At 67.9% G+C, this 16,019-nt stretch carries 13 protein-coding genes and 1 tRNA gene; 8 read left to right on the top strand and 6 right to left on the bottom strand.

What is annotated here, in order from left to right; genetic code table 11:
- The first annotated feature begins 167 nt into the window (after positions 1 to 167).
- The 7 genes from ABIB29_RS13345 to ABIB29_RS13315 all read left to right on the top strand — a co-directional run bounded on the left by ABIB29_RS13345 (position 168) and on the right by ABIB29_RS13315 (position 7,584).
- Complete coding sequence (locus ABIB29_RS13345; RefSeq protein ID WP_354173353.1) at positions 168 to 857, top strand: DUF501 domain-containing protein; 690 nt, start codon at positions 168 to 170, stop codon at positions 855 to 857.
- Entirely contained in the window at positions 854 to 1,801 is a 948-nt protein-coding gene (locus tag ABIB29_RS13340) for a Ppx/GppA phosphatase family protein (RefSeq protein ID WP_354173281.1), read from the top strand. Before ABIB29_RS13345 ends, ABIB29_RS13340 begins: the two co-directional genes overlap by 4 nt.
- Before the next feature lie 173 nt (positions 1,802 to 1,974).
- Positions 1,975 to 3,363 carry a S8 family serine peptidase gene (locus ABIB29_RS13335; protein WP_354173280.1) on the top strand — a complete coding sequence of 463 codons (1,389 nt, stop codon included), beginning with the start codon at positions 1,975 to 1,977 and terminating at the stop codon, positions 3,361 to 3,363.
- 38 nt (positions 3,364 to 3,401) lie between these two features.
- The gene (locus tag ABIB29_RS13330) at positions 3,402 to 4,871 is read left to right on the top strand and encodes an NAD(P)/FAD-dependent oxidoreductase (protein ID WP_354173279.1); all 1,470 of its coding nucleotides are present in this window, start codon (positions 3,402 to 3,404) and stop codon (positions 4,869 to 4,871) included.
- Between the two features lie 123 nt (positions 4,872 to 4,994).
- Positions 4,995 to 5,942: an N-acetyltransferase gene (locus ABIB29_RS13325; protein WP_354173278.1), complete on the top strand. Its 948-nt coding sequence runs from the start codon at positions 4,995 to 4,997 to the stop codon at positions 5,940 to 5,942.
- Between the two features lie 33 nt (positions 5,943 to 5,975).
- Positions 5,976 to 6,049: transfer RNA gene (locus tag ABIB29_RS13320), tRNA-Leu, on the top strand.
- Between the two features lie 176 nt (positions 6,050 to 6,225).
- Positions 6,226 to 7,584 (top strand): ABC transporter substrate-binding protein, encoded by a 1,359-nt coding sequence (locus ABIB29_RS13315; protein ID WP_354173277.1) that lies wholly within the window; start codon positions 6,226 to 6,228, stop codon positions 7,582 to 7,584.
- Between the two features lie 313 nt (positions 7,585 to 7,897).
- On the opposite strand, the gene ABIB29_RS13310 is transcribed toward ABIB29_RS13315, so the two are convergent.
- Genes ABIB29_RS13310 through ABIB29_RS13295 form a run of 4 tightly spaced genes read right to left on the bottom strand, consistent with a single transcriptional unit; the run spans position 7,898 to position 12,020 of the window.
- A complete protein-coding gene (locus ABIB29_RS13310) occupies positions 7,898 to 8,671 on the bottom strand; it encodes an ABC transporter ATP-binding protein (RefSeq protein WP_354173276.1) in 774 nt (257 codons plus the stop codon).
- Positions 8,668 to 9,762 (bottom strand): ABC transporter ATP-binding protein, encoded by a 1,095-nt coding sequence (locus tag ABIB29_RS13305; protein WP_354173275.1) that lies wholly within the window; start codon positions 9,760 to 9,762, stop codon positions 8,668 to 8,670. The genes ABIB29_RS13310 and ABIB29_RS13305 overlap by 4 nt, the downstream gene beginning before the upstream one ends.
- Entirely contained in the window at positions 9,759 to 10,727 is a 969-nt protein-coding gene (locus ABIB29_RS13300) for a branched-chain amino acid ABC transporter permease (RefSeq protein WP_354173274.1), read from the bottom strand. The genes ABIB29_RS13305 and ABIB29_RS13300 overlap by 4 nt, the downstream gene beginning before the upstream one ends.
- A 9-nt stretch (positions 10,728 to 10,736) precedes the next feature.
- Positions 10,737 to 12,020 (bottom strand): branched-chain amino acid ABC transporter permease, encoded by a 1,284-nt coding sequence (locus ABIB29_RS13295; protein ID WP_354173273.1) that lies wholly within the window; start codon positions 12,018 to 12,020, stop codon positions 10,737 to 10,739.
- A 519-nt stretch (positions 12,021 to 12,539) separates the two neighbouring features.
- Here ABIB29_RS13295 and ABIB29_RS13290 point away from each other — a divergent pair.
- Positions 12,540 to 13,448 (top strand): Bax inhibitor-1/YccA family protein, encoded by a 909-nt coding sequence (locus ABIB29_RS13290; protein ID WP_354173272.1) that lies wholly within the window; start codon positions 12,540 to 12,542, stop codon positions 13,446 to 13,448.
- Positions 13,449 to 13,591: 143 nt separating this feature from the next.
- On the opposite strand, the gene ABIB29_RS13285 is transcribed toward ABIB29_RS13290, so the two are convergent.
- Together ABIB29_RS13285 and galK are read right to left on the bottom strand one after the other, a co-directional pair.
- The gene (locus ABIB29_RS13285; protein WP_354173271.1) at positions 13,592 to 14,830 is read right to left on the bottom strand and encodes an acetyl-CoA C-acetyltransferase; all 1,239 of its coding nucleotides are present in this window, start codon (positions 14,828 to 14,830) and stop codon (positions 13,592 to 13,594) included.
- A 20-nt stretch (positions 14,831 to 14,850) separates the two neighbouring features.
- Positions 14,851 to 16,011 (bottom strand): galactokinase, encoded by a 1,161-nt coding sequence (galK, locus tag ABIB29_RS13280; RefSeq protein ID WP_354173270.1) that lies wholly within the window; start codon positions 16,009 to 16,011, stop codon positions 14,851 to 14,853.
- Between the last annotated feature and the right edge of the window lie 8 nt (positions 16,012 to 16,019).

Here is a 16,019-nt window from a genome sequence, read left to right as displayed (position 1 = left end):
GTGCCGCTCCCGTGGACCAGAACCAAGTGGACAAGACCCCCACGGCAGTGAACCCGAGCGCAGTGAACCCGAGCGCAGGGAACCCGAGCGCAGGGAACCCGGAGACCCCGGAAGCCGCCCGCTCCGTCGGGGAATCCCGCCGCCCCTCGCCGCGCGACCTCGATGTCCTGAGCCGGCAGCTGGGGCGCCCGGTGCGGGACGTCGTGGAAATCCCGGCCCGCTGCGTCTGCGGCAACCCGCTGGTGGCGGCCACCTCCCCGCGGCTGAGCAACGGCACGCCCTTCCCCACGACCTTCTACCTCACGCACCCGGTCATCACGTCCGCAGTGTCGCGGCTCGAGGCGGCCGGCCTGATGAACGAGATGAACGAGCGGCTCGGCGGCGACGAGGCCCTGGCAACGGACTACCGCGCCGCCCACGAGGCCTATCTGGCGTCCCGCGCGGAGATCGGGGCCAGATCCGGGATCGGCGCCGTGCCCGAAATCGACGGCATCTCCGCCGGCGGGATGCCCACCCGCGTCAAGTGCCTGCACGTCCTGGTGGGCCATTCGCTCGCCGCCGGACCGGGTGTGAATCCGCTCGGCGACGAGGCGATCGCCGCCATCAGCGAGTGGTGGACCACGGACCGCTGCTACTGCGATGGCGCCTGGGACACCGGCGGCGAGGCCCCCTCCCAGGACCTCAGCAGGCACGGACCGCAGGGACTTCCGGAGATCGTGGGACGGCCGGCCCCGGTCCGCAAGCCCCGCACCGGGGACCCCGGCAGCACCTCCGAAGCAGGCGCCACCGGAGCTGCAGGCGCCGCCGGAGCGGCCGGAACTGCTGGATCCGCCGACACCAGCGGGGCCGGGCAGTGACCCGCGTGGCCGCCGTCGACTGCGGCACCAACTCGATCCGCCTGCTCATTGCCGATTTGGACGTGGACGGCGCGGCGCCCCGGCTGAAGGACATTGTGCGCGAAATGCGCGTCGTCCGCCTGGGCCAGGGCGTGGACGCCACCGGCGAGCTCGCCCAGGAGGCCCTGGACCGGACCTTCGCCGCCGCGGCGGACTACGCCGGGCAGATCCAGCACCACGGGGCCACCAAGGTGCGTTTCGTCGCCACCTCCGCGACCCGCGACGCCCGCAACCGGCAGGTCTTCATGGATGGCATCCGCGATCTCCTCGGCGTCCAACCCGAGGTCATCACCGGGGACGAGGAAGCTGCCCTGTCCTTCGCCGGCGCCAGCAGCGTGCTGCCCTCCCGCGGCGCGGACCCCGTCCTCGTGGTGGACCTCGGCGGCGGCAGCACGGAGTTCGTGCTGGGCAACGCCGGCGGCGTCATCGCCGCCAAGTCCGTCGACGTCGGCTGTGTCCGGATGACCGAACGCCACCTGCGCAGCGACCCGCCCACGGCGGAGCAGATCGCCGCCGCGGAGGCCGACGTCGACGCCGCCCTCGAGCTGGCTGCCCGGACGGTACCGCTGGACCGCAGCACCGCCGTCGTCGGGGTCGCCGGTTCCATCACCACCATCACGGCCCACGCGCTCGCGCTGCCGGAGTACTCCGCCGAGGCAATCCACGGCACTGAACTGACGCTGGAGGCCGTGCGCCGCGCCTGCACGGAACTGCTGGAGATGTCCCACTCCGAACGCGCCGCCCTGCCCTACATGCACCCGGGACGGGTGGACGTGATCGGAGCAGGCGCCCTCGTCTGGCGACGCGTCCTTGAACGGCTGGCCGAGGTGACCGACCGCAGGGTCGCGTCGGCCGTCACCAGCGAACACGATATTCTTGACGGAATTGCCTTGAGTATCAGCTAGGCCCCGGTCCGGCTGGACTGTGTCTCCGCCGGACGCCCCCGCCGGACGCCCCCGCCGGCCGGCGCCCGGTCCGCACGTCCCCCGCATGGATCCCTCCCGGCATTCCCCAGCGACGACCACCCCAGCGCCACCATAGCCACAGCGCCACCAGCTGTCCCGCCGATAGGACCCGAATGACCAGAGCAACAGCCCGGCGCCGCCGGACCGCCTCCGCGTTGATGGCCTTGGCCCTTGCGGGCAGCACCCTTGCGGCCGCCTTGACCGCAGCCCCTGCCGCGCACGCCGACGAGTGGCGCGACAAGGAGTACTGGCTCGCCGAATCCGGCATCACCAAGGCCTGGGAGGTCTCCAAGGGCGCCAACGTCAAGGTCGCCGTGATCGACAGCGGTGTGGACGGCAAGCACCCTGACCTGGCCGGAGTGCTGGCCGGCGGCGTCGACGTCTCCGGCGCCGGGAGCCCGGACGGACAGAAGAGCATCGGCGCGAAGCCCGAGCACGGGACCCTGGTCGCCACCATGCTGGCAGGCCGCGGCCACCAGCCCGCCGATGCAACTGCCAAGCCCAGCCCCAGCACAGGCCCGTCCGTCGCGCCGGAGGGAATTGTCGGGGTGGCCCCCGAAGCCCAGCTGCTGTCCGTCTCCACCTGGCTGGGATCCGCGAACCCCGGCGGCAAGAGCGACCAGGACCAGATACCCCAGGCCGTCCGCTGGGCTGTCGACAACGGAGCCCGCGTTATCAACATCTCGCTGGGCAGCACCTCGCCGGAATGGCCGCAAAGCTGGGACGCAGCGTTCCTGTACGCCGAACAGAAGGACGTGGTAATCGTCGCCGCCGCGGGCAACCGCGGGGGAGGCAACGTCCAGGTCGGGGCCCCGGCCACCATCCCCGGGGTGCTGACCGTCGCCGGGCTGGACCGCAAGGGAACCGCCAGCATCGATTCCTCATCCCAGGGCATCAGCATCGGCGTCGCGGCCCCCGCGGAGAACCTGATCGGGGGCCTGCCCGGCGGCGGCTACGCGGAATGGGCCGGCACCTCGGGCGCCACCCCCATCGTGGCCGGCGTCGCGGCCCTGATCCGCTCCAAATGGCCGGAAATGACGGCCAGCCAGGTTATCAACCGAATCGTCAGCACCGCGAAAGACGCCGGCGCCGCGGGGAAGGACCCGTTGTACGGGTTCGGGATCCTCGACGCCGAGGCCGCCCTGAAGGCCGAGGTTCCGGAAACCCGGATCAATCCGCTGGGCTCGATCTCCGACTGGATCCGGGTCCACCGGCGGGGCAACCTGGCCACCTCGCCGGCCGCCCCCTCAGCGGTCCCCTCCAGCGCGGCCCCCACCCTTCCGGAGGCCACCGTCCCGGTCGCGGAACCCCCGTCCGAGCTGGACTCCGCGGTTCCGGCCCTGGTGGTGCTGGGTTTCGGCGGCCTGTTCCTGAGCATCCTGGGTGCCGCGGCCTTCCAGCTCCGGCGTACCGTAGGGCCGGCCCCGGCGGAGGACCCTGACAGCCCGGCAAACCCGGACACCGGAGTGCTCGATTCCGCGGATTCCAGCGGAAAACCGTAGTTAGTGAAGTTTTTCACAAAGTACGGTATTCTTGGGGAATGGCATCCTCCCCTCAGCTCCAGGACCGTCCCAGGGTACTCGTCGTCGGCGGCGGGTACGTCGGCCTGTACGTAGCCCTCAAACTGCAGAAGAAGATCGCGAATGCCGGTGGCATCGTCACCGTCGTTGATCCCCTGCCTTACATGACTTACCAGCCTTTCCTCCCCGAAGTTGCCGGTGGCAACATCGAGGCACGCCACGCCGTCGTCTCGCACCGCCAGCACCTCAAGCAGACCGAGCTCATCCAGGGCCGCGTCACCTCGATCGACCACGCCAACCGCACTGCTGTGGTTGCCCCGGCCGACGGCGGCGAGAACTTCGAGGTCCCCTACTTCGACGTCGTCATCGCCGCAGGCGCCATCACCCGCACCTTCCCGATCAAGGGCCTCGCGGACAAGGGCATCGGCCTCAAGACCATCGAGGAAGCCGTCGCCCTGCGCAACAAGGTCCTCGACCGGATCGAAGCCGGTTCGCTCATGACGGATCCGGCCGAACGCGCCCGCGCGCTGACCTTCGTAGTGGTCGGCGGCGGTTTTGCCGGTATCGAGTGCATCACCGAAATGGAAGATCTCGCCCGCGCCGCGGTCAAGAACAACCCCCGCGTCAAGCAGGAGGAAGTCCGCTTCGTCCTGGTCGAGGCCATGGGACGCATTATGCCCGAGGTGACCGCCAGCCAGGCTGAGTGGGTCGTCGAGCACCTGCGCAGCCGCGGCATCGAGGTCCTGCTCAACACCTCGCTGGACAGCGCCGAAGGCACCCTGAAGCTCATCAACCTCCCGGACAAGTCCGCGGCCCAGGAATTCGAGGCCGACACGCTGGTCTGGACTGCCGGTGTGCAGGCCAACCCGATGGTCCGCTCCACCGATTTCCCGCTCGAGCCGCGCGGCCGCGTCCGCGTCCTCGCTGACCTGCGCGTCGCCGGCGACGAAGGCATCATCGACAACGCCTGGTCTGCTGGTGACATTGCGGCGGTGCCGGACCTCACGGGCAGCGGCCTCCCGGACGGCACCTGCGTCCCGAACGCCCAGCATGCGCTGCGCCAGGCCAAGCTCCTCGCCAAGAACCTGTGGGCCTCCCGCTGGGACAAGCCGCTCAAGGACTACAAGCACAAGAACCTGGGCGCCGTCGCCGGCTTCGGCGAGTGGAAGGGTGTGGCCAACATCAACCTGCTGGGCCGCATCGGACTCAAGGGCCCGCTGGCGTGGCTGGCACACCGCGGCTACCACGGCCTGGCCATGCCGACCGTGGAACGCAAGATCCGCGTCATCTTCGGCTGGATCCTGGCCTTCTTCATGGGCCGCGACACCACCCAGCTGATCGACCTGGACAACCCGCGCGGCGCGTTCGTTGCCGCTGCGGCGCCGGCTCCCAAGCCGGCCGCAGCACCCGCCGCCCCGGCCGCTGAGACGCCGGCGGCAGAGGCCGGCAAGACCGCGAAGAAGGAAGCTGTTTCGGCTGACTCCAAGTAGCCTGCAGTAGCCTTCGACGGCGGCCGTTCCCTTGCGGGGGAGCGGCCGCCGTCGTCGTTAACCCCGCACTCCGTCGCCGGCAGCCTGCCCGGGCACGGCCGGGGTTGCCCCTAAACTGGCTCCATGACCGCTGAAAAGGACCTCCACACCCTGTTGGCCACCATGCACCCGGAACTCCGGGAGGGGGAGTTCGTCTACGTCCTCTGGCCGCACGGCCGTCCCCTGACCGGGGCGATCGCGGCCGCCGTCCGTGAAGCCGAAGGCCTGACGGTCGTGCTTCCGCGGACCGAAGCCGACAGCCTCGGGCTGTCCTACGACTTCGTCGGCGCCTGGATCACCCTCCAGGTGCACTCCTCGCTCGAGGCCATCGGCCTGACGGCGGCGGTCAGCGCCGCCCTGAGCGAGGCCAAGATCAGCTGCAATGTCCTGGCCGGCTTCCACCATGACCACCTCCTGGTCCCGGTCGCGGACGCTGACCGGGCGCTTGAGGTGCTGCACGAACTGGTGGCCGCCAGCGGGGAGCACAAGCCCGCCCAGGAGCTGGTGCTGCGCGGCGAACAGCCCGCGGACCGGCCCGCCATCCTTGCCCTCACCGCCGCGGCCTTCGCTGTCTCCCCGGTCACCGGGCTGCCCGTCGAGGGTGAGCCCGAAGAGGTGCAGCTCCTGGCCGCGCTCTTCGACTGCGATGACTACCTCCCGGAGTTCAGCATCGTCGCGGAGCAGGGCGGCGCGATCGTCGGCCATGCGATCAGCACCCGCGGCCGGGTGGGGGAGCTGGAGCTCCTGGGCCTGGGGCCGATCGGGGTGGTCCCGCGGCTGCAGCGCCACGGCATCGGCAGCGCGCTCATGACAGAAACGATTCTCCGGGCCAACGCCGCGGGGGAGCGCGGCATCGCGCTGCTGGGCGACCCGGAGTACTACTCGCGCTTCGGCTTCGTGGCGTCGACCTCCCTCGGCGTGGAAGCCCCCGACCCGGCCTGGGGCGGGCATTTCCAGCTGCTCCCGCTGGCGGTCTGGCCGGGCGGGGTCAGCGGAACATTCCGCTACGCCAAGCCGTTCGGCATCGCCTAGCCGGAGCCCCTAAGGGGATACCATGGACCGGGCGCCCCAGTAGCCCAATTGGCAGAGGCAGCGGACTTAAAATCCGCGTGTTGTGGGTTCGAGTCCCACCTGGGGCACACGTCGTGGCTCTAGCCGGTCCGGCCGGCAGATTTCCTCTATGCAACGAGTGTTATAAGGATGTGACCGTAGTCACTTTGGATCGGGCCGGAATTGCACTAGCTTGAAGTAAATCAGGAACACCTGATCATTCGCATCAAAGGCCGTTCGCACCTTTAGATCGAGGAGATTGTAAATGACTTCACTCCCCCAGGTGGCGCCCCGCATCGCTAAGCTGACCGCGCTTAGCATCGGCGTCGCCCTTCTGGCTACGGCTTGTGGTGGCGCGTCCACCCCAACGTCGACCGGAACCGGATCCGCTTCCGCCAACGCCGCAGGCATCGCATGCCCGGCCCCCAGCGCTGGAGCCGGAGCCGGTACCTCTGCCGCGACCAATGCCGGCGAGGTCCCCGCTTCCACCGGCACCACCGACACCGCCCTGAAGATCGGCTCGCTCCTGCCGACCACCGGGTCGCTGGCCTTCCTCGGCCCGCCCGAAATCGCGGGTGTCAACCTTGGCATCAAGGAAATCAACGATGCCGGCGGCGTGCTGGGCAAGCCTGTAGAGGTCATCCACCGCGACTCCGGTGACACCAAGACCGATATTGCCACGCAGTCCACCACGGCTCTGCTGGGCCAGGGCGTTGGTGCCATCATCGGTGCCGCGTCCTCCGGCGTTTCCAAGACCGTGATCAACCAGATCACCGGCGCAGGCGTCATCCAGTTCTCCCCGGCCAACACCTCGCCTGACTTCACCGACTGGGACGACAAGGGCCTCTACTGGCGCACCGCCCCCTCGGACGTGCTCCAGGGCAAGGTCCTCGGCAACTACATGGCCACCTGTGGCGCCCAGACCGTTGGCATGATCGTCCTGAACGACGCTTACGGAACCGGCCTCGCGAAGAACGTGAAGGCAGCGTTCGAGGCGGCAGGCGGCAAGGTCGTTGCAGAGGAACTCTTCAACGAAGGCGATTCCCAGTTCAGCAGCCAGGTCGACAAGGTCATCGCCGCGAAGCCGGACGCCATCGCCCTGATCACCTTCGACCAGGCCAAGAGCATCGTTCCGCTGATGACGGGCAAGGGCATCAAGCCCACCCAGCTCTTCCTCGTTGACGGCAACATGTCCGACTACAGCAAGGACTTCCAGGCAGGCACCCTGAAGGGCGCCCAGGGCACCATCCCGGGCACCTTCGCCAAGGATGACTTCAAGAAGAAGCTCCTCGCCATCGATCCCGCACTGAAGGATTACAGCTACGCAGGCGAGTCCTACGACGCCGTGAACCTCATCGCGCTGGCCTCCGAAGCGGCCAACAGCACCAAGGGCGTCGACATCGCCACGCAGCTCAAGGCAGTCTCGGAGAGCGGCGAAAAGTGCAGCGACTTCCCGTCCTGCGTCACCCTGCTCCGCGAAGGCAAGGACATCGACTACGACGGCCAGTCCGGCCCCGTAACGTTCTCCGAAGCCGGTGACCCGACGGAAGCCTACGTCGGCATCTACGAGTTCCAGGATGACAACACCTACAAGGCATCCAAGGAAGAGTTCGGCAAGCTGTAAGCTCGCCCTTCCCTAGCCACCTAGAGACCCCCGTCCACTCCGGACGGGGGTCTCTTGCGTGCGGAGTAGGTTCACGACCTGCGGGCCCGCGTCACGGACGGCAGACTCCTGGGGCGCGCCGGGGTGGCCGGCACCGGGATTCCGGCCTCGCGTCCCGGCGGCCGACACCGTGCCCTGCGTGACGCCGCCGTCGTCCTGCCGGGGGAGGCCCGGGCAGACGAGGCCGGGGGAAGCACCCCCGGGCGCGCAGAAGGGCCGCCACCGGCTGGTGACGGCCCTTCTGCTACTGAGGTGCTGCGGTGTTGCCGGGGAACTACTCGACGGTGTCGGCGAGGGTGCCCAGGTACAGCTGGATGACCTTGGGATCCTTCATGAGCTCCCGGCCGGTGCCGGTGTACGCGTCCTTGCCCTGGTCGAGGACATAGCCGCGGTCACAGATCTGCAGGCAGCGTCGGGCGTTCTGTTCCACCATGATGACCGAGACGCCTGCGCGGTTGATCTCGTGCACCCGGAGGAAGGTCTCGTCCTGTTTGACCGGGGAGAGACCCGCGGAGGGCTCGTCGAGCAGCAGCACGGCCGGGTCCATCATGAGGGCCCGTCCCATCGCGACCATCTGGCGTTCGCCGCCGGAGAGCGAGCCGGCACGCTGGGCACGCCGCTTGCCGAGTTCCGGGAACAGGCCCGTGACGAAGTCAAAGCGCTCGGCAAAGTCCTTAGGGCGCTGGAACATGCCCATCTGGAGGTTCTCCTCGATGGTCAGGGCCGCGAACACGTTGTTGTTCTGCGGCACAAAACCGATGCCCTTGCTGACCAGTTTGTTCGCCTTGAGCCCGGTGATGTCCTGGCCGCGGACCACCACGGAACCCGAGTGGACCTTGACCAGGCCGAACATCGCCTTCAGCAGCGTGGACTTGCCGGCGCCGTTGGGGCCGATGATGCCGATCAGCTCGCCCTTGCGGGCCTCGATGCTGCAGCCGTTGAGGATATTGACGCCGGGGATGTAGCCGGCCACCAGGTCGGTGACCTTGACGACCGAATCCTCATCGTGCACGGGGTTAGCGGCGGGAGCCGCGCTGGTGGAGCTCATTCTGTGTCCTTAGCTGTGCTGTGCGGCTGCTCGCCGTGGATCGGCTCCTCGGCGCTGCGCCGGCCGCGCACCGGACTGGTGCTGTCCGGTCCCGTCGGCTCAGCCGTCTCCGAGGCGACGACGTCGAGCGAGATGATCCCGGCGTTTTCGGTGCCGACAATCGACTCCTCGTCGGCGACCAGTTCGGCGGCGAGCTCCTTGATGCCTTCCGAGTCGCCGAGGTCCACGTCGTGGTGGGCGCCCAGGTAGGCGTCAATCACGGCAGGGTTCTTCATGACCTCGGCCGGCGGGCCCTCAGCCACGATCTTGCCCTCGGCCATGACCACCACCCAGTCGGCGATGTGCCGGACCATGTGCATGTCGTGTTCGACGAACAGCACGGTCATGCCCTCGGCCTTAAGGTTCTTGATGTGGTCCAGCAGCGACTGCGTCAGGGCCGGGTTGACGCCGGCCATCGGCTCGTCGAGCATGACCAGCTTGGGCCGGACCATCAGCGAGCGGGCCATTTCGAGCAGCTTCCGCTGGCCGCCGGAGAGGGACGCAGCGTAGTCGTCCTTCTTGGCGTCCAGCTTGAACTTCTCGAGCAGGACGTTGGCTTCCTCGGTGATCTTCTTCTCCTGGCCACCCCAGATGCCCTTGAAGAGGGCCTTGGAGAGCCGCTCGCCGGACTGGTGGGAGGCGCCGAGGCGCATGTTCTCCATCACGGTGAGCTTGCCCATGACCTTGGTCAGCTGGAAGGTGCGGACCATGCCCATCCGGGCAACCTTGTACGAGGACACCCCGGCCAGGCTGTTGCCTTCGAACTGCCACTTGCCCGAGTTGGGCGTATCAAAGCCCGTGAGCAGGTTGAACAGGGTGGTCTTGCCGGCGCCGTTGGGGCCGATCAGCGCGGTGATCTTGTGCCGCGGGATCTCCAGGTACTCGACGTCGACGGCGTTGATGCCGCCGAAGCTGCGGGTGACGTTTTCCGCCACCACGATCGGGTCGCGCTTCTTGCAGCCGGGTGCAGTCTCCCCGGCGGCAATCGGACGCGTGTCCGTCATATAGTCGATTTCTTCCGACGCGCGGGGTTCTTCGCTATGCGTGCTCATGCGAACGCCAGCTCCTTCTTATTGCCGAGGACACCCTGGGGCCTGAAGATCATCAGCAGCATCAGTGCGACACCCACCAGGATGTAACGCAGCTGGCCGGCCTGGACCGTGTTCAGCCAGGTGACGGCGCCGGATTCGATGAGGCCGTAGAGGATGCCTTGTGTGAGGGACAGCACAACCCAGAAGATCATGGCGCCAACGACCGGCCCCAGCACCGTGCCCAGGCCGCCAAGCAGCAGGCAGGTGTAGAGGAAGAACGTCAGCTCGGTGCCGTAGTTCGCCGGCTGGACCGCGCCGCGGGGGAGGGTGAAGACCATGCCCGCGAGGGCGCCGAGCACACCACCGATGATCAGGGCCTGCATCTTGTAGGCGTACACGTTCTTGCCGAGCGAACGGACGGCGTTTTCGTCCTCGCGGATGCCTTTGAGGACGCGTCCCCAGGGGCTGCGCATCAGCAGCCACACCAGGAGGCAGCAGATCGCGACCACGGACCAGCCGACAACGCGGATGAAGAAGTCGCGGTTGTTCATGCCCATGTAGGAGCCTTCAGGGAACGGGTTCATCGCATAGAACCCGCCTTCGAAAGCGGCCAGGCCGTTGGCCGAACCGGTGACCGTGGTCAGCTGGTTGGTGGTGACGATGTAGCGCACGATTTCCGCCGCCGCGATGGTGACGATTGCCAGATAGTCGGCCCGCAGCCGGAGGGTAGGGATACCCAGCAGCAAAGCAAAGATGGCTGAGCAGACCACGGCGATCAGCAGACCGACGAAGAACGGAACACCGAACGTCAGGGTGGAGATGGCGAAGCCGTAGGCCCCCACCGCCATGAAGCCGGCCTGGCCGAAGTTCAGCAGGCCGGCGTAGCCGAAGTGAACGGCGAGGCCGAGGGTGGCCAGGGCGTAGGCAGCCGTCGTCGGGCTGAACAGCTCACCGGCAGCGCTGGAAAATATGAATCCGAAGTCCATGGCTGTCTCCTAACCCACGCGCTCGCGCCGGCCCAAGATACCTTGGGGCCGGATCAGAAGGACAATAATCATGATGAACAGTGCTCCCACGTATTTGAGGTCGGCGGCGAGGCCGAACACAGTGGTCAGCTCCACGAAGATACCGACGATGATGGATCCGATCAGGGCGCCCCACACCGTGCCGAGGCCACCCAGGGTGACGCCGGCGAAGATAAGCAGCAGGATCTGCGAACCCATGTCGAAGGTGACACCGGGCCGGTAGTACGCCCACAGGATGCCGCCGAGGGAGGCAAGCATGCCGCCGGTGACCCAGACAATCCGGATGACGGCGTCGACGTCGATGCCTGAGGCCGCTGCCAGCGCCGGGTTGTCGGCGACCGCGCGGGTTGCTTTGCCGAGCCGGGTCTTGAGCAGGACGATACCGAGGATGGCAATCACCACCGCGCTGATCACGAGGGACCAGAGGTTGTTGGGTGAAATGGAGATCGGGCCGAGCTGGATTTCCGCGCTCTGGGCGTACGGCAGCTGCTGGGTGGCGCCGCCGAAGAAGAACTGGATGACGTAGCGGACGGCCAGGGCGAGGCCGATGCTGACAATCATCATCGGCACCAGGCCGGTGCCGCGGCGCCGGAGCGGCTTCCATAGGCCGGCGTCCTGGACATAGCCGAATAGACCGCCGCCGAGCAGGGCGAGCAGGATGGCCAGCCAGAACGGAAGGTTCATGGCGTTGAAGGCGAAGACCAGGACGGCACCGAGGGTGACCATCTCGCCGTGGGCGAAGTTGGTCAGTCCGGTGGTGCCGAAGATCAGGGAGAGGCCCACGGAGGCGAGGGCCAGCAGCAGACCGAAGCTGAGACCCGCCACGAGGCGGTTGATCAGGTTCTGGCCGAAATCCTGCTGCTGAATGACGATGCCTTCGCCGAAGGCGAAGATCACCGAGAGGTTGGAGGTCTGGCTGAAAGTGACCTGCCGGGGGTTTTCCTGGCCGTCGGCGAGTTTGATGCCCTCCGGAAGCGAGGATTCATCCAGCTCGACCTCGTAGGTGCCCTGGGTCGGCACCCCGATGGTCCAGGAGCCGTTGGCGCCTGACTTGGTCGTTCCGGTGAAGTCGTCGCCCTTGGCCGTGATGGTGACGTCAGCGATGGGCGCGCGGTCGTCGCCGCGCAGGAAGCCGCTGATGCTGTTTTGGAACGTGGTTGCCGACGGGGATGGTGTCGGCGAGGGGCTCGTGGCCTGGGATGCTGGCGCGACGATGAGCAGTAGCGCGGCCACGGCGGCAAAAACAGCCCCCACAACTCTCAGCAGTCTGCCGCGCCGTCTCTGCGACAGGCCTCTCGGTGTGCTTCTCAAAATGAAACCTCCACATGGGGGTGGTGTGGGTTGCGCCATTGCAACCGCTGCGAACAGTCAGGGTGACGGGGTGGTGCCAGGTGCGATGCGGTGGAGCGGTAGGGCTTGTGATATCCGTCACCCTGTTGGGCCCATGTTACAGCCCGTTCGGGGCTATGAATGCCGTCGCGAGCAGGCTTAACGTCGCGATCACGTAACAACCGTGAAGCAGGGGCGGCAACGTGGTTTACCTGTCCTTAAGTAAACTTTTGTTGATCCTGAGTATGCCTAAACAGTCGATATCCGCCAACGGGAAACGGGGTCCCAAAAACCCGGCGCACAGGTCACGGTTGCGTTGCGGCAAGGGCCTGCCGGGAACTAACAGTGCCCCTCGGCTGTTGGAATTGGTAGCGTGTTGTAACCAGGCACTATAAGTTCATTACCGAATCATCATTCACCCCCTTTATTTGGAGGACACCCGCAATGGCTCTTGGCGGAAACCCAGTCTTCAACGGAAAGAACTTCCGTGGAGCAACCCAGGCACCGCCTGCCCCGCAGGCTTACGGACAGGGCTCCTACGGTCAAAACCAGTACGGCCAGGCCCAGTACGGCCAGACCCAGACCGGTTGGAACCCTGCCCAGCAGGGCATGACCCAGGACCAGCTCCAGGACATGTACAACCGGCCCGCCGCCGGCCCCGCCGACACCGGCCGCATGACCTACGACGACGTCATCATGAAGACCGGGGCCTGCCTTGGCGCCGTCGTCGCCGGTGCGGCTGTCACCCTGGTGGTGGCAGAGGGTCTGGCCTACATGCTGATGATCGTCGGTGCGCTGGGCGGATTCGTCCTCGCCCTCGTCAACACGTTCAAGAAGCAGCCCTCGCCGGCGCTGATCCTGGCCTACGCGGCCCTCGAGGGTCTGTTCCTCGGCGGCCTGACGCGGATCCTCGACGGCATCTACCCGGGCGTTGGCCTGCAGGCCGTCATCGGCACGCTCTCCGTGTTCGCCGTGACCCTCCTGCTGTTCAAGAACGGCAAGGTCCGTGCGACCCCGAAGGCCATGCGCTTCTTTATGATCGCCACCATCGGCTACGCCGTCTTCGCGCTCATCAACATGGTCATGGTGTGGACCGGCGCTGTTGATTCCCCGTTCGGTCTGCGCACCGAGATCGAGATCTTCGGCATTCCGCTGGGCGTCTTCATCGGCGTGCTGGCGATCGGCCTCGCCGCCTTCGCCCTGATCATGGACTTCACCAGCATCGAAGCCGGCGTCCGCAGCGGCGCCCCGCAGCGCTTCTCCTGGACTGCCGCCTTCGGCCTCACGGTCACCCTGGTCTGGCTCTACGTGGAGATCATCCGGCTGCTCGCGATCCTGCGCGGCGACGAGTAACAGCGCCAACGTTCGGCCGGTAACGGACGAACAGGAAAGGGGAGCCCCGCGGGGCTCCCCTTTTTGTCTGCCCGCACCGAGGTCCGGCCGCAACTTCACCGCCCGCAACGTCTCCGCCAGCGGCGCCCAGCGACGCGTGGGCCTCAGCTGAGCCGCTCCAGCACCACGGCCATGCCCTGGCCGCCGCCGACGCACAGCGTCGCCAGGCCCAGGGCCGCGTCCCTTTCCCGGAGGCCGTTGAGCAGGGTCGTGGTCATCCGGGCGCCGGTCATCCCGAAGGGGTGCCCCAGGGCGATGGCGCCGCCGTGGACGTTGAGCTTGTTATGGTCGATGCCGAGTTCCCTGGCGCTGGCGACTACCTGGACCGCGAAGGCCTCGTTGAGCTCCACGAGGTCGATGTCCTGGATCCCCAGCCCGGCAAGGGCCAGCGCCCGCCGGCTCGCCTCGACCGGACCCATCCCCATGAGCTCGGGGGAGAGGGCGCTGACGCCCGTGGAGAGAATCCGTGCCAGCGGTTCCAGTCCCAGTTCGCGCGCCCGGACGTCGCTCATCACGACGACGGCGGCCGCTCCGTCGTTCAGCGGGCAGGCATTGCCGGCGGTGACGGTGCCTTCCGCGCGGAAGACGGGCTGGAGGGCGCTGACCGACTCGAGGGTGACGCCGGCCCGCGGGGAGTCGTCCCGGTCGATCACGGTGCCGTCCCTGCGCGTGTAGGGCGTGATCTCGCGGGCGTAGTAGCCGGAAGCGATGGCTGCTTCGGCGCGGTTCTGGCTGAGCACCGCCCAGGCGTCCTGCTCTGCCCGGCTGATGCCGAAGCTGGTCGCGACGTTTTCCGCGGTCTGACCCATGGCGATATAGATATCCGGCATCCGGCCGCCCAGCCGCGGGTCCGTCCACGGGGTATTGGACGCGGCCCGGGCTGCGGTGCGCTGCCGGGCTGCGTCAAAGAGCGGGTTGTGGGTGCTGGCGTCCGTCTCCCCGGCACCGGCCCAGTCGCGGTACCGGGACACGGCCTCCACCCCGGCCGAGACAAACGCGTGTCCCTCGCCGGCCTTGATGGCGTGGAAGGCCATCCGGAGGGTCTGCAGGCTGGAGGCGCAGAAACGGTTGATGGTGGCGCCCGGGACGTTGTCCAGCCCGGCCAGGATGGTGACCACCCTGGCCATATTGGAGCCGGCCTCGCCGCTGGGTTCGGCGCAGCCCAGGTAGAGGTCGTCCAGACCGCGGCCGGCGGTGTCCGCCGCGTCGAAGGACGGAATCCGGGCCAGCGCGGCGGACACCACGGCGGCCGCGAGATCGTCGGGCCGTTCATCCTTCAGTGAGCCTTTGAAGGCGCGGCCGATGGGGCTCCTGGCAGTGGAAACTATGACGGCATCTGGCATGCGCCCAGCCTACGCTCCGCCTATGACAGGCGCATCGCCCCTGCCGAGGGCCGGACACTGAAGATCTCCGGCGCCACGTAGCCGGCTCCTGCGAAGGCACGTTCGACGGCGGCGCGCACCTGCTGCTCGTCCGCCACCGGGGTGAGCGCGATCGCCGAGCCGCCGAAGCCGCCCCCGGTCATCCGGGCGCCGACCGCGCCGGCAGCGCGGGCGGCCTCGACGGCAAGGTCCAGCTCGGGGCAGGAAATCTCGAAGTCATCCCGCATGGAGGCGTGGGACGCATCCAGCAGCGGTCCGATCGCCGCCGGCCCGGCGCTGCCGAGAAGCCCGGCCACCTGCAGGACCCGGTCATTCTCGGTGACCACATGCCGCACCCGGCGGAACGTCTCCGGATCCAGCAGGCCGCTGGCTTCTTCCAGGTCGTCGATCCCGACGTCGCGCAGGGCTTTCACCCCGAGCACCTCGGCCCCCAGCTCGCAGGAGGCGCGCCGGGAGGCATAGCCGCCGCCGGCATGGGAATGCGAGACCTTCGTGTCCACCACGAGCAGCACCAGCCCGGCGGCCTCGGCGTCGAAGGGGACCAGCCGGCAGCTCTGGTCGCGGCAGTCCAGGAAGAGGGCATGCCCGGCGGCACCGCGCAGCGACGCGGACTGGTCCATGATGCCGGTGGGCGCGCCGACAAAGTCGTTCTCGGCGCGCTGGGTGGCCAGGACCATGTCCCGGGTGTCCAGGCCCGCCGCGGTGAGCTCGTTGAGCGCGGAGATCACGGCGCACTCGATCGCGTGGGACGAGGACAGGCCGGCGCCGCGCGGGACGTCGGAGTCCAGCAGGAGGTCCAGGCCGCGCACCGGGAGTCCGAGCTGCTGGAGTGCCCACACGACACCCAACGGGTACCTGGTCCACCCCTTCGCCGTGCCGCGCTCCAGCGACCCGGCATCCGCCGTCGTCAGCCCCTGGTTGCCGAACGTGGACAGCAGCCGGATACCGGAGTCCGGACGCCGGCGGACCGCCACCCTCGCTGTCCTGTCGATCGCAAACGGCAGCACGAAGCCTTCGTTGTAGTCGGTATGCTCGCCGATCAAATTGACGCGTCCGGGTGCCTGCCACACGCCCTCGGGCGCCGCGCCGAAGACAGAGGCGAAGCGGGCCGCCATGGGCCGGGCATCAAGGGGGCGCGTCATGCCGTGTG

Source organism: Arthrobacter sp. UYEF36 (assembly GCF_040547025.1).
In the GTDB taxonomy this organism is placed as follows: Bacteria; Actinomycetota; Actinomycetes; order Actinomycetales; family Micrococcaceae; genus Arthrobacter.
The sequence above is the reverse complement of the archived record's forward strand: the minus strand, read 5'-3'. Positions and strand labels throughout refer to the sequence as shown.

Bases quoted from the DNA above. Each gene is read 5' to 3' on its own strand.
- ABIB29_RS13335 (WP_354173280.1), top strand. From the start codon at position 1,975: ATGACCAGAGCAACAGCCCGGCGCCGCCGGACCGCCTCCGCGTTGATG.
- ABIB29_RS13330 (WP_354173279.1), top strand. From the start codon at position 3,402: ATGGCATCCTCCCCTCAGCTCCAGGACCGTCCCAGGGTACTCGTCGTC.
- ABIB29_RS13325 (WP_354173278.1), top strand. From the start codon at position 4,995: ATGACCGCTGAAAAGGACCTCCACACCCTGTTGGCCACCATGCACCCG.
- ABIB29_RS13315 (WP_354173277.1), top strand. From the start codon at position 6,226: ATGACTTCACTCCCCCAGGTGGCGCCCCGCATCGCTAAGCTGACCGCG.
- ABIB29_RS13310 (WP_354173276.1), bottom strand. From the start codon at position 8,671: ATGAGCTCCACCAGCGCGGCTCCCGCCGCTAACCCCGTGCACGATGAG.
- ABIB29_RS13305 (WP_354173275.1), bottom strand. From the start codon at position 9,762: ATGAGCACGCATAGCGAAGAACCCCGCGCGTCGGAAGAAATCGACTAT.
- ABIB29_RS13300 (WP_354173274.1), bottom strand. From the start codon at position 10,727: ATGGACTTCGGATTCATATTTTCCAGCGCTGCCGGTGAGCTGTTCAGC.
- ABIB29_RS13290 (WP_354173272.1), top strand. From the start codon at position 12,540: ATGGCTCTTGGCGGAAACCCAGTCTTCAACGGAAAGAACTTCCGTGGA.
- ABIB29_RS13285 (WP_354173271.1), bottom strand. From the start codon at position 14,830: ATGCCAGATGCCGTCATAGTTTCCACTGCCAGGAGCCCCATCGGCCGC.
- galK (WP_354173270.1), bottom strand. From the start codon at position 16,011: ATGACGCGCCCCCTTGATGCCCGGCCCATGGCGGCCCGCTTCGCCTCT.